Annotated in this window: 14 protein-coding genes; 3 read left to right on the top strand and 11 right to left on the bottom strand. The window is 73.0% G+C overall.

Annotated features, from left to right (window positions below):
• Positions 1-73: 73 nt before the first annotated feature.
• Positions 74-1,666: an aminopeptidase P family protein gene (locus tag ABGB05_RS06945; RefSeq protein WP_347652345.1), complete on the bottom strand. Its 1,593-nt coding sequence runs from the start codon at positions 1,664-1,666 to the stop codon at positions 74-76.
• Positions 1,667-1,871: 205 nt separating this feature from the next.
• On the opposite strand from ABGB05_RS06945, the gene asnB reads away from it, so the two are divergent.
• Positions 1,872-3,830 (top strand): asparagine synthase (glutamine-hydrolyzing), encoded by a 1,959-nt coding sequence (gene asnB / locus ABGB05_RS06940; RefSeq protein WP_347652344.1) that lies wholly within the window; start codon positions 1,872-1,874, stop codon positions 3,828-3,830.
• Between the two features lie 96 nt (positions 3,831-3,926).
• On the opposite strand, the gene ABGB05_RS06935 is transcribed toward asnB, so the two are convergent.
• Both ABGB05_RS06935 and ABGB05_RS06930 read right to left on the bottom strand, forming a co-directional pair.
• A complete protein-coding gene (locus ABGB05_RS06935) occupies positions 3,927-5,000 on the bottom strand; it encodes a lytic polysaccharide monooxygenase (protein WP_347652451.1) in 1,074 nt (357 codons plus the stop codon).
• 370 nt (positions 5,001-5,370) lie between these two features.
• Entirely contained in the window at positions 5,371-5,745 is a 375-nt protein-coding gene (locus ABGB05_RS06930; protein WP_347652343.1) for a nuclear transport factor 2 family protein, read from the bottom strand.
• Positions 5,746-5,885: 140 nt separating this feature from the next.
• Here ABGB05_RS06930 and ABGB05_RS06925 point away from each other — a divergent pair, with 140 nt between their 5' ends.
• Positions 5,886-6,914: a PfkB family carbohydrate kinase gene (locus ABGB05_RS06925; protein ID WP_347652342.1), complete on the top strand. Its 1,029-nt coding sequence runs from the start codon at positions 5,886-5,888 to the stop codon at positions 6,912-6,914.
• Positions 6,915-7,019: 105 nt separating this feature from the next.
• Here the strand turns inward: ABGB05_RS06925 and ABGB05_RS06920 are convergent, their stop codons facing one another.
• The 5 genes from ABGB05_RS06920 to ABGB05_RS06900 form a co-directional block, all read right to left on the bottom strand.
• Entirely contained in the window at positions 7,020-7,850 is an 831-nt protein-coding gene (locus tag ABGB05_RS06920) for an MBL fold metallo-hydrolase (protein ID WP_347652341.1), read from the bottom strand.
• Entirely contained in the window at positions 7,847-8,281 is a 435-nt protein-coding gene (locus ABGB05_RS06915; RefSeq protein WP_347652340.1) for a thioesterase, read from the bottom strand. The genes ABGB05_RS06920 and ABGB05_RS06915 overlap by 4 nt, the downstream gene beginning before the upstream one ends.
• 76 nt (positions 8,282-8,357) lie before the next feature.
• Entirely contained in the window at positions 8,358-10,700 is a 2,343-nt protein-coding gene (locus tag ABGB05_RS06910; protein ID WP_347652339.1) for an FtsX-like permease family protein, read from the bottom strand.
• Positions 10,697-11,350: an ATP-binding cassette domain-containing protein gene (locus ABGB05_RS06905; protein ID WP_347652450.1), complete on the bottom strand. Its 654-nt coding sequence runs from the start codon at positions 11,348-11,350 to the stop codon at positions 10,697-10,699. Before ABGB05_RS06905 ends, ABGB05_RS06910 begins: the two co-directional genes overlap by 4 nt.
• Positions 11,350-11,925 (bottom strand): PadR family transcriptional regulator, encoded by a 576-nt coding sequence (locus ABGB05_RS06900; RefSeq protein ID WP_347652338.1) that lies wholly within the window; start codon positions 11,923-11,925, stop codon positions 11,350-11,352. The genes ABGB05_RS06905 and ABGB05_RS06900 overlap by 1 nt, the downstream gene beginning before the upstream one ends.
• A gap of 162 nt (positions 11,926-12,087) precedes the next feature.
• Here ABGB05_RS06900 and ABGB05_RS06895 point away from each other — a divergent pair, with 162 nt between their 5' ends.
• On the top strand, positions 12,088-13,239 hold the full coding sequence (locus tag ABGB05_RS06895) for a phosphatase PAP2 family protein (protein WP_347652337.1): 1,152 nt from the start codon (positions 12,088-12,090) through the stop codon (positions 13,237-13,239).
• Here the strand turns inward: ABGB05_RS06895 and ABGB05_RS06890 are convergent.
• The 3 genes from ABGB05_RS06890 to ABGB05_RS06880 all read right to left on the bottom strand — a co-directional run bounded on the left by ABGB05_RS06890 (position 13,223) and on the right by ABGB05_RS06880 (position 15,574).
• Complete coding sequence (locus tag ABGB05_RS06890; protein WP_347652336.1) at positions 13,223-14,644, bottom strand: PH domain-containing protein; 1,422 nt, start codon at positions 14,642-14,644, stop codon at positions 13,223-13,225. The two genes, ABGB05_RS06895 and ABGB05_RS06890, sit on opposite strands and share 17 nt — an antisense overlap.
• Complete coding sequence (locus ABGB05_RS06885) at positions 14,641-15,147, bottom strand: PH domain-containing protein (protein ID WP_347652449.1); 507 nt, start codon at positions 15,145-15,147, stop codon at positions 14,641-14,643. The genes ABGB05_RS06890 and ABGB05_RS06885 overlap by 4 nt, the downstream gene beginning before the upstream one ends.
• A 196-nt stretch (positions 15,148-15,343) precedes the next feature.
• On the bottom strand, positions 15,344-15,574 hold the full coding sequence (locus tag ABGB05_RS06880; protein ID WP_347652335.1) for a hypothetical protein: 231 nt from the start codon (positions 15,572-15,574) through the stop codon (positions 15,344-15,346).
• Between the last annotated feature and the right edge of the window lie 34 nt (positions 15,575-15,608).

Here is a 15,608-nt window from a genome sequence, read left to right as displayed (position 1 = left end):
CCCCGGGCCGTCGGCCTGGTGCGGGACCGGGGCGGCCGGCCGGGAACGGTCCCGACCGGCCGGCACGGCAGGCTCAGCCGGGCAGTCGCGGGCCGGCGGCGCGCTGGGCGTCCAGCCACTCCTCGACCTCGTCGGCGCGACGCGGCAGCCCCGCCGACAGGTTGACCGCACCGTCCGCGGTGACCAGTACGTCGTCCTCGATCCGGATCCCGATGCCGCGCAGTTCCGCCGGAACGAGTTCGTCCTCGGGCTGGAAGTAGAGCCCGGGCTCGACGGTCAGCACGTAGCCCTCGCCGAGGGTGCCGTCCCGGTACTGCTCCTTGCGGGCGTTGGCGCAGTCGTGCACGTCCAGGCCGAGCATGTGACCGAAGCCGTGCAGCGTCCACCGGCGGTAGAGCATCGACTGCTCGTCCATCGCCTCGTCCACGCTGACCGGCAGCAGCCCCAGGTCGGCGAGGCCCTCGGCGAGCACCCGCATGCAGGTACGGTGCACGTCCTTGAACGTCACGCCCGGCCGGATGACGTCGATCCCGGCCTGCTGCGACGCGTACACGATGTCGTAGACCTGCCGTTGCAGCGGGCTGAAGGTGCCGGAGACCGGGACCACCCGGGTGACGTCGGCGGTGTAGAGGTTCCGGCCCTCCACCCCCATGTCCATCAGCAGCAGCTCACCCGGCCGGGTGTGGCCGGTGTTGCGGATCCAGTGCAGGATCGTGGCGTGCTCGCCGGCCCCGACGATCGAGCTGTAGCCGACGTCGTTGCCGTCGTGCCGGGCGCGCAGCCCGAAGACGCCCTCCAGCAGCCGTTCGGCGACCGGCCGGTCGGCGGGCAGGATCCGGGCGACGTCCTCGAAGCCGCGTACCGTGGCGTCGATCGCCTCCTGCAGCTGGCTGATCTCCCACTCGTCCTTGACCAGCTTGTGCTCGGAGATGACCGCGGCGAGTTCCCGGTCCCGGCCGAGCCGGGCAGCCGGGTCGCCGTCGGCCTGCCGGGGCTCGTACGCCCGGACGGCGCCGTCGACCGACGGGTCCAGGCCCCGCAGCACCCGGGTGCGACCCGGTGCGCAGTCGGCCAGCGCGTCGGCGAGTTCGGTCAGCGGCCGGGTCTCGATGCCGAGTTCGGTGGCCTTCTCAGCCAGCGTGTGCCGGCGGCCGACCCAGAGTTCGCCGTCCCGGCTGCGGAAGAACTCGTCGTTCTCCCGGGACGACCGGGGGCGCATGTAGAGCACCGCGTCGTGCCCGGAACCGTTCGGCCGCATCACCAGCACACTGTCCGGGTCGTGGTCACCGGTCAGGTAGACGAAGTCGCTGCCGGGACGGAACGGGTATCCGGTGTCGTTGGCGCGTACCTTCTCCGGGCCGGTCGGGACCACCAGCGTCTCGCCGGAGAACGCGGCCGACAGCGCCGCCCGGCGCTTGGCGTGGTTCGGTACCTCGGGCCGCGGACCGACCGGCAGCGTGCTGTCCTGCCAGCCCTGCCGCATGAAGGCGAGGAACTTCTCCGGGAAGTCCGGGTCGTGTGACTCGGTCCGCGCCGTGTCGGTCTGCGCCGCCGAGGTCTGCGCCTCCTCGGCCGGCGCCGTGCCGACCGGGGCCGGCGCTGAGCCGAACTGCGCCGATTCGGTCCGCGCCGGCTCCGACGTGATGTCGGTCCGCTCGTCTGACATCGCCGCTCCTCCCTGCTGCCGGCCGGGTGTCCCGGCCGCTCGACCCGCCCCGGACTGGTCGAGCCCGGCGTCGGGGTGTTGATCACGCACCCTGCCTGATGCGACCGTACCGCGCCGGGGCGGCCGTCGGCGTATGGGCGTACGGGGGCCGCGTGTGCCGGCGGTGCCGGCACGCCCGTGGGGCCCGCGTGGAAAGATGACCGCCATGTGCGGACTCCTGGCCTTCTTCAGCGCGCACGGCAACGCCGGCGCACACCGCGACGCCCTGGCCGGCGCGTTGGAATGCCTGCACCACCGAGGACCGGACGAGACCGGTGTGGAGGTGATTTCGACCCCGGACGGGTACACCGACGCCGTTTTCGCGCACAAGCGCCTGTCGATCATCGACGTGGCGCTCAGCCACGAGCCGCTGCCGTACGCGAACGGCCGCTACCTGCTGACCTTCAACGGCGAGATCTACAACTACATCGAGCTGCGGGAGGAGCTGGCCCGCAACTACGGCGCGCAGTTCGCCACCCAGGGCGACGGCGAGGTGATCGTCGCCGGCTTCCACTACTGGGGAGAACAGGTCCTCAACCGGCTGCGGGGCATGTTCGCCTTCGTGATCTGGGACCGGCAGCTCCGCCGGGCCTTCGGCGCCCGGGACTACTTCGGGATCAAGCCGCTGCACTACCTGCAGACCCGGGACGGGGTCTACCTGGCGTCGGAGAAGAAGGCGCTGCTGCCGTTCGCGCCGTCGGCGCACCACGGCGACGCCGGGGTCGACCACGCCAACCTGTCGCACTACCTCACCCTGCAGTACGTGCCCGAGCCCGGCACCCTGCACCAGGGCATCAACCGGATCGGGTCGGGGGAGTACCTGACCTGGTCACCGGGGCAGCAGATCGAGATCCGCCGCTGGTACCGGCCGGTCTTCCGGCCCGCGCCGGTGCCGGAGCCGGAGCGGCTCTACCACCAGATCCGGGAGACGCTGCGGGAGAGCGTCCGGATGCACATGCGGGCCGACGTGCCGGTCGGCGCCTTCCTCTCCAGCGGTATCGACTCGACCGCGGTGGTGGCGCTGGCCCGGGACTTCAACCCGAACATCCTGACCTTCACCGTCGGCTACGACGTGCCCGGCTACTCGGAGATCGAGGTGGCCCAGGACTCCGCGCGGCACCTCGGGGTCACCACCATCCCGACCAAGATCGGGCCGTACGACATGATCAACGCGCTGCCGAAAATCGTCTGGCATCTGGACGACCCGGTGGCCGACCCGGCCCTGGTGCCGCTCTACTTCGTGGCGAAGAAGGCCGCCGAGCACGTCACGGTGGTCCTCTCCGGCGAGGGCGCGGACGAGTTCTTCGGCGGTTACACCATCTACCGGGAGCCGCTCTCGCTCGGCGCGGTCAACGGCCTGCCCGGCGGGGTGCAGAAGGGCCTGCGGGCGGTCTCCAAGGCGATCCCGCAGGGGGTCAAGGGCAAGAGCTTCCTGGAGCGCGGCACCACCCCGATCGAGCAGCGCTACTACGGCAACGCCCGGATGTTCACCGAGGAGGAGAAGCAGCACCTGCTGCGCCGGTACGACCCCTCGGTGCGCTACACCGACGTCACCGCGCCGATCTACGCCGAGTGCACCGAACTCGACGACGTCACCAAGATGCAGTACGTCGACCTCTACACCTGGCTGCGTGGCGACATCCTGGTCAAGGCGGACCGGATCTCGATGGCGCACTCGCTGGAGGTGCGGGTGCCGTTCCTGGACCGGGACGTCTTCGAGGTCGCCGCCGGTATCCCGGTGGACCTGAAGCTGCCGCCGCGCTCCGACGCCACCAAGTACGCGATGCGGCAGGCGCTCAACGGCGTCGTCCCGCCGGCCATCGTGAACCGGCGCAAGCTGGGCTTCCCGACCCCGACGCGGGTCTGGCTGGCCGGCGAGATGTACGAGTGGGCCCGGCACGTCTTCTCCATCTCCGGCGCCGGTGACCTGCTCGACCTCTCGTACGCGATGCGGCTGCTCGACGAGCACAAGCGCGGCGAGGCGGACCACTCCCGCAAGGTCTGGACGGTGCTGGTCTTCTGCATCTGGCACGCGATCTTCGTGGCCAAGACCCTCGACCCGGGGATCGAGCGCAACCAGTCCGCCCTGCTCACCAAGCCGGTGGTCGGCTCGATGGTCCGCTGACGCGCGGCGGGAAGCGGACCGCCCGACGGGGGAACTCCGGACACGGGACGGGCCCGGTGCCATCGGCACCGGGCCCGTCGCGTTGTGCGGTGGTGGTTACGGGCTGCTGCAGGTCGGCGTCGGTACGGCGTTCGTACCGCCGCTGACGTTGCCGACGAAGCCGAACGTGGCACTCGCCCCTGGGGCGAGGCTGCCGTTGTGTCCGACGTTGCGGACCGTCACCGAGCTTCCGCTCTGGGTGTGCTGGCCGTTCCACAGGCTGCCGATGGTCTGGCCATTGGCGAAGGTCCAGCTGGTGGTCCAACCACTCAGCGCCGAGGTGCCGGAGTTGCGGACGGTGACGTCGGCCTGGAAGCCGCCGGACCAGTTGCCGGTGAGCTGGTAGCTGGCGGTGCAGGCGGCCGACCCGGCTGGCGGGGTGGTCGGCGGGTTGCCCGGGGGAGTGGTGGGCGGGTTGCCCGGCGGGGTGGTGGTCGGCGGGTTGCTGGGCCCGCCGTTGCCCGAACCGATCCCGGTCACCTCACCGTTGCCGCCGTCGAACGTGACGTCGGAGCAGCCGAAGAAGTTCTCCTGGCTGTCCGAGCGGACCCAACGCGAGTAGATGATGTGCCGGCCGCTCTTACCGGTCGGCAGCCGACCGCTGAAGTAGTAGTGCCCGTCGTTGCTGCCGACCGCCCCGCGCTGCGGCGGGTTGGTCACGGTCAGGAACGGCGTCGACTCCAGGCTGCTCCAGGCCAGCGGGCTGTTCGGGTTGAACCCGTCCCGGGTCACGTAGAAGTAGAACGTGCCGGGGTGGTGGGCCCAGTTGCTGTACCGGAACTCCATGGTGGCGCCGGCGGTCAGGTGGGTCAGCGGCCAGTCGTTGCGGGCCAGGTTGAAGCCGCTGAACGAGGTGTTGCCGCCGCTGCACAGCTGCCCGTCCGGGACGAATCCGGTGGTCCGGCCCCCCGCGTCGGAACGCAGCACGCTGAACCAGTTGTAGAGCGTGTTGGCACCGCTCTGCGCCACCGCGGCCGAGCAGGCCGGGTTGTTGGGGATGATCTGACCGGTCGGGCTGAGCCCGTCCCGCCAGCAGAGGAAGGTACGACTGCCGGGCGTCATGGCGGCACCGTGGGCGCTGGCGGGAGCGGAATTGACCACCGTGATGACACCGGCGGCCAGCGCGGCCACGGCACCGAGGACCGCGATCCTGCGTAGACGTTTCACCGAGTTCTCCTTCGTGGGGGCAGTGCCGCAGTCGCGTGGGACGGCGCTGCGGACAACCTGCGGGGGACCCTCGCGGGCGCCCGCGTCCGACACTGCGCGCTGTCGTCGAGCTGCCCCGGCGAAGGTGGTGGGCTGGTATCCGCCGGAGGCAGGTGGCGACGGGGCGCACAGTCCGATCACGGATGTGTGTGCCCTTCGCGTGGCCCTGCCGGCACCCGGCACAGCGCGTCAGCCCCCGCACTGGCTCGGTACGCGCTATCGCATCACGGATCGACGCCGGATGCAATAGGTAACTTTCGATGGGGAAATTCCACCGGTTCGGTACCGCTCGATCTCAGTACCGCTCGACGAGGTGCTCCCGCCCGGCCGGCGGGTCGTACGGCGTGGGCCAGAACTCCGTGATCCGGTTGATCAGCCCGTCGTCGTCGAACTCGAAGAAGGAGAGGGCCGCCAGCTCCGACCCCTCGTACCCGACCCGGATCCAGGACGCCCCGTGTCGCCCCTCGCCGACCACCCGTTCCACGGTCACGTGCCAGTCGCCCGGGTACTCGATGTTGAACCGCAGGAACCGCTCCCGTCCCACGATCCGCTCCCGGGTCTGCGGCAGGTCGTAGACCACGTCCTCGCGCAGCAGGGCGCCGACCGCCGTCCAGTCCCGCCCCTCGCAGGCCGTCCAGTAGCGGGATACCGTCTCGGATTGTTTGATCATGGCGGCGGAGTATGTCAGGTCGGTGTGACAGGACCCGCCGGTGTGTCAGGGTCGGACTGTCGGTCGGGACAGGTCGTGGCCGGGCCCGCCCGGGCGTACGGTCGTCCGGTCGCGGCCGGCCGGTTCGGGAGGGCAGGCGGATGGGGTACGCGGTGGTGCTCGGCGAGGCGCTCGTCGACCTGCTGGACGGGGAGTGCGCCGGGGCGCCCGTCTACCGGCAGGCGGTCGGCGGGGCACCGCTCAACGTCGCGGTCGGGGTGGCCAGGCTGGGCGGAGCGGTGGAGTTCGTCGGCTCGCTCGGGGACGACGTACTCGCCGGACGGATCCGGGACCTGTTGAGTACGGTCGGCGTCGGCCAGCGTGGGGTGGTACGGCGACCGGTCGCCACCACCCTCGGGGTGGTCACCTTCGCCGGTGCCGAACCCGACTTCCGCTTCTACGGCACGCCTCCGTCGTACGGGCTGCTCGGGCCGGAGGAACTCGACGTACCGCTGGTGGAGGGCGCCGGGGTGCTCTACGCCGGCTCGATCGCGTTGCTCAGCCCACCCGTGCGGGCCGCCGCCCGGCGGGCCTGGGGGTTGGCGACCGGCTGGAAGGTCTTCGACCCCAACGTCCGACCCCGGCTGCTCGCGGACCAGTCCGCGGTCGACGAGTTGCGGGACGTGGTGGCCGAGTTCGCCGCCTCCGCCGACCTGGTGAAACTCAGTGTCGCCGACGCCGAGGTGCTCTACGGCGACGACGCCGGCGCACCACCCGCGCCGGGCGGCGGTGACCGCGACCGGGCGGCCGGCACTGACAGCGACCGGACGACCGGCAGGGCCGGCGACGGGATCGCCGAGCGCGCGGCGGAGCGGCTGCGCACCCTCGGTGCCGGCACGGTCGTGGTCACCGGCGGGGCCCGGGGCGCGCTGGTCTGGGCCGGACCGACCGGAGGCCCGGAGTGGCTGCCGGCGCCACCGGTCGACGCGGTCGACGCCACCGGGGCCGGCGACGCCGTGATGGCGGCGCTGGTCGCGGACCTGCTCGCCGATGGCCTGCCGGCGTATCCGGCCGGCTGGCGGGACCGGGTCGGGTTCGCGCTCCGGGTCGCCGGACTGGTCTGCGAGTCACCGGGCGGCGCGGTGGCGATGCCGACCCGGTCCGACGTCGCCCGCCGCTTCCCGGCCTGACCGCCGGTGAGCCGGCGCTTCCCGGCCTGACCGCCGGCGGGTCGCCTCCCGACGTGACCGGCCCGGGCGTTCCGACCGTTCCGACCGTTCGCCGGGCTGACCGGCTCAGGCGTCGCCGTGCAGCTCGGCGTAGCCACGCCGGACGGCGGTCAACGCCACCTCCGGACCGAACGGGGCGTGCCGGGCGAGCTGCTCGGCCGGCGAGTGGTCGGCGTCGCCGTCCCGGATCAGCCAGGCCAGCGCGGCCAGGTCCTCGTGCTGGGCCCGGACGAAGTCCGGGCCGACCACGGCGCCGTGCCCGGGGACCACCACCGACGCTGGCGTGCTGAGCCGGAGCAGCGCGGCGACCGTCTCCACCCACTCCAACGGGTACGCGTCCTCGAACGCCGGCGGCCCGCTCTCCTCGATCAGGTCACCGGCGACGAGGACGTCGGCGTCCGGGACCTGCACCACCAGGTCCCCGTCGGTGTGGCCCCGACCGAGATGACGCAGCAGCACCGGCCGGCCGCCGACGTCCAGCGTCGTTTCGTACGGCACGGGATGGGTGGGGGCGAGGATCCTCGTCCGAGCCACCTCGGTGGCGAGCGCCGGCTCGGCGGGCAGCACCTCGTCGTACGCCTGCCGGCGGACCAGCTCCGGCTGGTCGCGGAGCCGTTCGAGGGTCAGCGGGTGGGCGTAGACCGGACACGCCGGGTCGGCGGCCAGCGTGTGGTTGCCGAAGCAGTGGTCGAAGTGGTGGTGGGTGTTGACCACGACGAACGGGTCCGGGGTCAGTTCACGGGCGGCGGCGACGAGTTCGGCGGCCTGACCGGCGGTGGAGAGGGTGTCGACGACCAGCGCCGCCCCGTCCCCGACCACCAGGGTCACGTTCACGTCGAGCAGCGGCTGACGCAGGACGTACACCCGGTCGCCGACCTCGGTGAAGGTGGGGCTCATGCGGATCCGAGCGCGCGTTCGACGAACCGGTGGCGGTCGACCAGGACCCGTTCGACCCGGCCCTCGGCGACCGTCGTCGCGCCTTCGGTGACCGCGACCTCGAAGAGCAGGCGCCGACCGTCGACCTTGGCCAGCCGGGCCAGCGCGACGGCGGTCCGGCCGACCGGGGTCGGCACCCGGTGGTCGAGTTCGACCCGCATCCCGACCGTGGTCATCCCGGCCGGCAACCGACTCGCGGTGGCGGCGACCGTCGCCGCCTCGGCGAGCGCCAGCACCCGGGGCGTACCCAGCACCGGTACGTCACCTGAGCCGACCGCCTGCGCGGTGTCGGCGTCACCGACGGTCAGCTCGACCCGGGCGGTCAGGCCCGGCGGAAAGACACTCTCCGGCTGCGGCGGCGTCGGCCCCGCCCCGGACTGTTCCTGCTCCATGAGGCAGAGCCTAGGTCCTGTGGCGACCGGAATCCGCCGGGGACCGCCGACTCGGTCCCCGGGAGATTCCGGGTGGTCAGGGTCGGCGGAGCTGCTCGGCGGTGATCCGCTGGGTCAGCCAGGCCGGTACGGCGATCAGCACCAGCCCGGCCAGCAGCGCACCGGCGGCGAGCCAGAGCGTCGGGGCGACCCGGTCGAGTACCACCCCCACCCCGACGTCGAGCAGCCCGGCCAGCACGCTGGCCACGGTGACCGTGGCGAGGCTGGCCAGGACCAGCCCGATCACCAGCGGCAACGCCCCGAAGCCGAGTTCGCTGCCGGCGACGGTGCCCGGGCTGGTCCCGACCACCGCCAGGGTGGCGTTCTGCCGGCGCCGTTCCATGGTCCGGTCGACCGCGGCGGCGGCGAACGCGCCGATGCCGAGCAGGAAACTCACCACCAGCCCGGTGACCAGGAGGGTGACCAGCAGGTCGGCGTCGAAGCCCTGGCGGAGGTCAAAATCGCCGCTGAGGTATGCGGCCGGGGCGTGCGCGGCGAGCACCTGGGCGGCCCGGTCGGCGGTGCTCAGGTCGGTGGCGACCAGCAGTGGCCAGGGATCCGGAGTGGCCGACAGGGCGGCGGCGACCGGTGCCTGCCGGGTCACCAGCAGCGCGCCGGAGATACCGAGGTCGAACCGGTGATTCAGGTGCAGGGTCTGGTCCGGCACCGGGATCGTCGTACCGCCCTCGGTGACCACCTCGGTCCCCGGCTGCGGAACAGACCTGAACGAGAAGCCGTCGTCCAGCCGGTAGACCGCGCCGTCCCGGCAGGACTCGCCGGGGTCGAGCCGGTACAGGCCGGTCAGGTCGGCGCAGTCGCCGACCAGCAGGTTGCCGGGGACACCGCCCACCGTCGCCGGCACACTGCGCAGGTCGAGAATCTGCACCCCGGCCACCGCACGCAGCGGCCCGTCCGGTGCCGGTGCCGGACCGAGCAGCTGGTAGAGCCGGGCGTCCTTGGAAGCTCCGGGCGGGTACTCGGTCGGTACCAGGTCGCGGTCGTTGGCGATCAGGCCGACGCCGAGTGAGCCGAGCCCCACCACGTAGACGATCACGGTGAGCGCGGCGACCAGCCGGGGTGCGACCCCGGGTGCGTGCCGCAGCCGGGCAGCGGCCAGTTCCAGCCAGACCGGGGTGCCGGGCAGCCGCTCCAGCAGGGCGGCGAGCGCGTACCCGAGGGTCGGCAGGGCGAGCGGCAGGGCGAGCCCGGTCAACAGCAGCGAGCCGGCGAAGAGCAGGCCCTCCGGCAGCCCGGGACCGGTCCGGCCGAGCAGACCAGCCAGCACCGCGCCGACCAGACCGGCGACCAGCGGCCCGAGCCGCCACAGCCGGGGGCGGCCGGCCGGCGCGTCACGGCGTACCGCCAGCGGGTTGAGCCGGGCCGGCCGGGTGGCGAAGGTGCCGATCGCGACCGCGTAGCCGACGGCCAGGGCGAGCACGGCCGCGGTCACCGGTGCCGGTACGGCGACGTCGGCGGCGTACCAGTGCAACCGGCCGATCCGCCAGTTCTCGGACAGCGGGGTGAGCAGGAGGTAGCCGAGCAGGCCGAGCAGCGCGCCGCCGGCGGTGACCACCCCGGTCTCGACCGCGTTGACCAGGGTCGCCTGCCGGGCCGACACGCCGAGCAGTCGGAGTGCGGCGATCCGGCGGTCCCGGGTGGAGGCCGAGAGCCGGGCGCAGGTGGCCAGGAAGACGCCGAACGGGACCAGGACGAAGAGTCCGAAGGCGATGGCCAGCAGCCGGGCCGGGGTGAAGACGTCCGGTCCGGCGGACTGCGCGCCGAGGGCGTAGACCAGCGGGGCGCCGAACCCGGTCACCGGACGGTGTTCGTAGAACCCGACCGCATCGGGCGGCACCGGCACCGGCTCGGCGCCGACGTAGGCGAGGAGTTCGTCCGGGGCGAGCAGCCCGGCCGGGCCGACCGTGCCGATGATCCGCTGCGGGAACCGGCCGGCGGCCCGAGGGTCGGTGGTGATCAGGTCGCGCAGCGCGGGGGAGACCACAATCTCCCCCGGCCGGGGCAGCGCGGCGATGCCGGGCGGGCGTGGGCTGGTCGGGTCGGCGCCGATCACCGCGGTACGACGCAGTATCCGACCGTCGATCCCGTCCCCGATCTCGTGCATCCGCAGTGGGGACGGGCTGGTCCGGGTGTCGTCCCGGACCGCGGTACGCGCCTCGGCCCGTCCGTGCTGGGCGGCGGCCACCGAGACCGTGGCCAGGGACGCCAGCACCAGCAGTACGCCGAGCGCCGCCCCCGACGACATCAGCGCGGTCCGCAGCAGCCCACCCCGGCCGGAGCCGACCGACAGCCGCAGCCCGAGCCAGATCCAGCGCCGTATCGTCGTGCGGCCTCTCGGGCTGCCCGGAGACGGGGCGGTCACGCCGTCACCTGCCCGTCGCGCAGGAAGACGGTGCGGTCGGCGTACGCGGCGACCCGGGACTCGTGGGTGACCAGCACGACGGCGCTGCCCTCCTTGCGGGCCAGCCCGGTCAGTGCGTCCAGCACCACCTCACCGGCCGCGCTGTCCAACGCGCCGGTGGGTTCGTCGGCGAAGACCACCGCCGGCCGGTGCACCAGGGCCCGGGCCACCGCGGCGCGCTGCGCCTGGCCACCCGAGACCTGGCCGGGACGGCGGTCGGCCAGGTCGTCGACCTCGAGCAGCCGGAGCAACTCGGCGGCCCGGGTCCGCGCTTCGGACCGGGGTACGTCGAGCAGTCGCAGTGGCAGTTCGACGTTCTGCCGCAGGGACAGTTCGGGGACCAGGTCGCCGAACTGCAGCACGAAGCCGAACGAGCGCAGTCGCAGTCGGCTGCGGCGGCCGTCCGGCAGGTTGTCGATCCGTTGGTTGTCGAACGTGACCTCGCCCTGGTCCGGTCGCAGTATTCCGGCGAGTACGTGTAGCAGCGTCGACTTGCCCGAGCCGGACGGCCCCATGACGGCGACGATCTCGGCGGAGTCGACGGTGATCTCCGCGTCGTCCAGGGCGTCGGTCTGGCCGAACCGGAGGCTGAGGTGGCTGCCGTGCAGAATCACCGGGTCTCCTCGTCGGGGTGGGTGTCGGTGTCGGCTCGCTGGTCGGCGCGGTGCACCAGGGCGGCGAGTCGGTCGAGTCGGGCGACGGCGCCGTCGATCCACCTGAGGTCGGCGTCGAGGTGGTACATCTCGAAGTCCGCGTCGAGTTGGCTGATCAGGTCACCGGCCTGGCGGCTTGCCCGCATCTCACGCATCCGGGCCAGGTGGGCCTGGCGTTGCCGGTCGAGCATCGGCGCGGCGGGCCGGCCGCTGGAGAGCGCGATGAGGACTTTGGCGAAGAGCACCTTCCGGCTGCCGGTGACCTCGGGCACCTCCGGCTCGTCGAGCCAGCGTTCGAGTTCACCCACCCCGGCCTCGGTGATCGCGTACACGTGGCGGTCCGGGCCGACGCCGGACGCGACCCCGGCCAGCCCGACCAGACCCTCCTTGTCGAGTCGGCCGAGGGTGGCGTAGACCTGTGCGGATTTGAGCGGGCGACTGGCGCCGAACCACTCGTCGTAGCGCTGGCGCAGCACGTAACCGTGTTGGGAGTGGGGCTCGAGCAGGCCGAGCAGGATCCGGGAGACCGACATTGCGGCACAGTAGCAACTCGGTTGCTACGGTAGCAACCACGTTGCTACTTCGTCGGCTCGTCACCTTCCGCCGGTGGCTGTCCGGCAGGTCGGGGAGGTGATGGTCATGCCGAGATGTCCCTGTCTCGGCCCCCGGTTGGGGCGCCGTTAACCTGGACGGCGATGCACGCCACCGTCACAGACACCCCACCTGCCACGCCGCCCGGCGGCTCCGCGCCGGGCCGCCGCCGTCGGCTCGTCGCCATGTCGATCTGGGCGGTGGCCTTCGTCGCCTGCTGGCTGCTGATCGGGCTGCCCACCGACCCGCTCTACGCCTTCGCCTGGCTCTGGGCCGCCACCATCGCCTGGCGCAGCGACCGGCCCTGGCGTACCCACCTCGGGTTCGCCCGCGACTGGCTGCCGGTCGTGGTGCTGCTCGCCCTCTACAACCTCTCCCGGGGGTTCGCGGACAACGGCGCCACCCCGCACGCGTACGAGCTGATCGCCGCCGACCGCTGGATGTTCGGCTGGCTGACGGACGGCCAGGTGCCGACCATCTGGCTGCAGGACCACCTCTACGACCCGGACGGCATCCACTGGTGGGACGTCCTGGTCAGCTGGGTGTACTTCTCCCACTTCGTGGTCACCCTGACCGCCGCGGTGGTGCTCTGGCTGCGCAGCCGCGCCCGCTGGGGCGCCTTCATGCGCCGCTGGGGCTTCCTCTGCGCGGCCGGTCTGGTCACCTACTTCGCCTACCCGGCCGCGCCGCCGTGGTGGGCCGCCCAGTACGGGATGCTCTCGGACGTCGCCCGGATCTCCACCCGGGGCTGGCGCGAGTTCGGCATGCACGGTGCCGGCAACCTGCTCAACGCCGGCCAGATCGCCTCCAACCCGGTTGCCGCGATGCCGTCGCTGCACACCGCCTGGGCGCTCTTCGTGGTGGTCTTCTTCCTCGGCGCGACCCGACGCCGCTGGTGGCCGCTGCTGCTCTGCTATCCGCTGGCGATGACCTTCACGCTGGTCTACGCCGGTGAGCACTACGTGATCGACGTCCTGGTCGGCTGGGCGTACGTCGGGCTGACCTTCCTCGTGGTCGGACTGGCCGAACGGTGGTGGGCGGCCCGCAAGGCACGTCGGCACACCGGTGGACCCGAACCCGTGGACGGCGGTCCGGAGCCGGAGTCGGCGGCGACCCCCGACCCCGCGCCGACCGGCACAGTCCCGGGCCAGGCCGCACCGGGCGCGACACCGGCGTCACCTGCGCCGGTGACGTCGGGTCCGGCGCCGGAGAGGCCCGGCCCGGAGCCGGACCGGACGGTCAGCCTCGGGCGCTGACCCGGGCCGAGCGGGCCCGCGCGGTCAACTCGGCCGCCAACGCCCACGCCTCGTGCACGTCGCGGTCCTGGGCCGCCGCGCTCGGCCCGCCGGCGGTGTCCGCGTAGACGGTCGCCAACCGTAGCCGCCGCTGCAGCGGACCCTGCACGACCCGGACGGACTGGATCCGGGCGTACGGCACGATGAGCAGCTCCCGGGTCAGCAGCCCCGACCGGACCGCGAAGACCCGTGCGGAGAGACCGGCGCCGAATGCGTTCCGGGCCACCGGATGCACCCAGCGGGCCCGGGCCGGCGGCGGGGTCAGCGTGCCGGTCAGCGCCACCCCCGGCAGCACCTCGGCGACGATGCGCTGGGCGGTGGGCAGGTCGCCGACCGGCAGCAGCCGGGCCGGCTGCGGCCGGTCGGTCGACTCGCCGGCCGCGTACCCGGCGACCGACAGCCGTAGCCGCAGCCAGCCCTTCATCCGCCAGAGCAGCGGCCAGGTGACGGTGATCGCCTGCAGCCGGTTCAGTGGTACCGCCTGCGCCCGGGTCTCCAACAGTCCCTGCCGGATCCGCAGCGCGGCGTCGTCCCGGGCGAGCCGGAAACCCCAGTCGTCGAGGACCCGCCGGATCGGCTGGAGGATCACCCCGGCCATCGCGGTGAGCGTGCTGGCCACCGCGATGAACGACCACGAGCCCTCGGTGAGGAACTGCACCAGGACGAACGCGACGCCGAACGGCAGCAGGAACGCCTGCGGGGTGAGCAACTGGCTGACCAGCAGGTCCCGGTTCGACACGGTGTGCAGGTGCCGGCCGGGGAGCGTACCGGCGCCGATGGTGATCCCCGGCAGACCCGGCACCGGCACGGCCGGCGTCGCCGTACCGGCGGCTCCACCGGCAGACGCGGGACCGGGCGGTACGGCGTCCGGCGTGGCGGCCACCCCGGTCGCCTGCTCCGGCCCGGTTCGGGGGGCCGGACCGGCGAGGCTCAGCAGCCGTTCCCGGAGCGCGACCGCGTCGGTCACCGTGAGGTACGCCAGCGGAGCCTCCGTCTTGCCGCCGCCGACCACCTCCAGCCGGAGTTCGGCCAGCCCGCTGAGCTGTGCCAGCAGCGGCCGGACCACCTCGACCGCCTGCAGCCGTTCCAGCGGGATCGCCCGGGTCCGCCGCCACACCAGGCCCTCGTGGATGCGCAGCTCCCGGCCGACCACGTGGTAGCCGGTGTTGTACCAACTGACCACCGAGAGCACCAGCGCGCCGAGCACCAGTACGGCGACCAGCACCGCGAACCAGCCGAACCCGACCCGGGACAGCGTCGACCAGGAGAGCGCGGCGACGATGACCACCAGCGACTTCGCGCCGTGCAGCAGCGGGCTCAGCGGATGCAGCCGCCGGCGTGGCTCGGCGGCCTCGCCGCCGCTCACAGACCCTCCGCCCGATCCTCGCCGAGGGCGGTGAGTCGGTCGCGGAGCCGGGACGCCTCGGCCGGGGGCAGGCCCGGCACCCGCGCGTCGCTGGCCGCGGCGGCGGTGTGCAGCTGCACGGTGGCCAGGCCGAAGGCCCGTTCCAACGGCCCGGCGGTGACGTCGACGAACTGCATCCGGGCGTACGGCACGATCGACAGTCGCCGGACCAGCAGACCGTGCCGGACCAGCAGGTCGTGGTCGCGTTCGGCGTACCCCCAGGCGCGGACGGCACGCACGATGACGACCACCCGCCACAGTGTCAGCCCGACGGTCAGCCCGATGCCCAGCCCGAACAGCCAGTGTCCGGTCAGCGCGAGGCCGATGCCCAGACCGGTCAGGACCACCAGCACGGTGATGCCGAGCTGCACCGTCTCCACCCAGATCAGGTTCTGCGAGACGGACCGCCACCGGACGGTCTCCGGCCACGGCTCCAACGGGTCGGTCGGCCCTGCCGACGACAGGTCCGGGTCGGCGGCGCCGGTGGTGGGTGGGCCGCTCGACGACAGGGCCGGGGCGGCGGGGCCGGGAGAGGACAGGTCCGGGACGGCCGGGCCGGTGGTGGGCAGGTCGGGCTGGCGGCCGTCGCCACCCGGGTCGCCGTTGCGGTGCGCGTGGCCGGGTTCGCTCACGTCGTGTGCCTCGTTCGCTTCGCTCGCCTCACGTGTCGAGCGTAGGCGATCGGTCGACCGGGGCGACCTCACGGAGGAACCCGCGCGCCCCGAGGAAATCGCCGAGGAACTGCCGGTGCTCGGTGCAGGCGAGCCAGGTCTTCCGCCGGTCCGCCTCGTGTAGCCGGGGATTGTTCCAGCGCAGCGCCCAACTGGCCGCGGTACGGCAGCCCCGGGCCGAGCAGATCGGTGGTACCTCGCCGGGGGAGCTGTCCGTCACGGCGGCGAGTGTACGCCGTACCCGCCGACCCGCC

The sequence above is a fragment of the Plantactinospora sp. B5E13 genome, from assembly GCF_039871775.1.
Lineage (GTDB): Bacteria > Actinomycetota > Actinomycetes > Mycobacteriales > Micromonosporaceae > Plantactinospora.
Note: the sequence above shows the minus strand (reverse complement) of the source record. Positions and strands in the feature narration are given on the sequence as shown.

Coding starts and splice junctions, on each gene's coding strand:
- ABGB05_RS06945 (WP_347652345.1), bottom strand. CDS start 1,666: ATGTCAGACGAGCGGACCGACATCACGTCGGAGCCGGCGCGGACCGAA.
- asnB (WP_347652344.1), top strand. CDS start 1,872: ATGTGCGGACTCCTGGCCTTCTTCAGCGCGCACGGCAACGCCGGCGCA.
- ABGB05_RS06930 (WP_347652343.1), bottom strand. CDS start 5,745: ATGATCAAACAATCCGAGACGGTATCCCGCTACTGGACGGCCTGCGAG.
- ABGB05_RS06925 (WP_347652342.1), top strand. CDS start 5,886: ATGGGGTACGCGGTGGTGCTCGGCGAGGCGCTCGTCGACCTGCTGGAC.
- ABGB05_RS06920 (WP_347652341.1), bottom strand. CDS start 7,850: ATGAGCCCCACCTTCACCGAGGTCGGCGACCGGGTGTACGTCCTGCGT.
- ABGB05_RS06915 (WP_347652340.1), bottom strand. CDS start 8,281: ATGGAGCAGGAACAGTCCGGGGCGGGGCCGACGCCGCCGCAGCCGGAG.
- ABGB05_RS06900 (WP_347652338.1), bottom strand. CDS start 11,925: ATGTCGGTCTCCCGGATCCTGCTCGGCCTGCTCGAGCCCCACTCCCAA.
- ABGB05_RS06895 (WP_347652337.1), top strand. CDS start 12,088: ATGCACGCCACCGTCACAGACACCCCACCTGCCACGCCGCCCGGCGGC.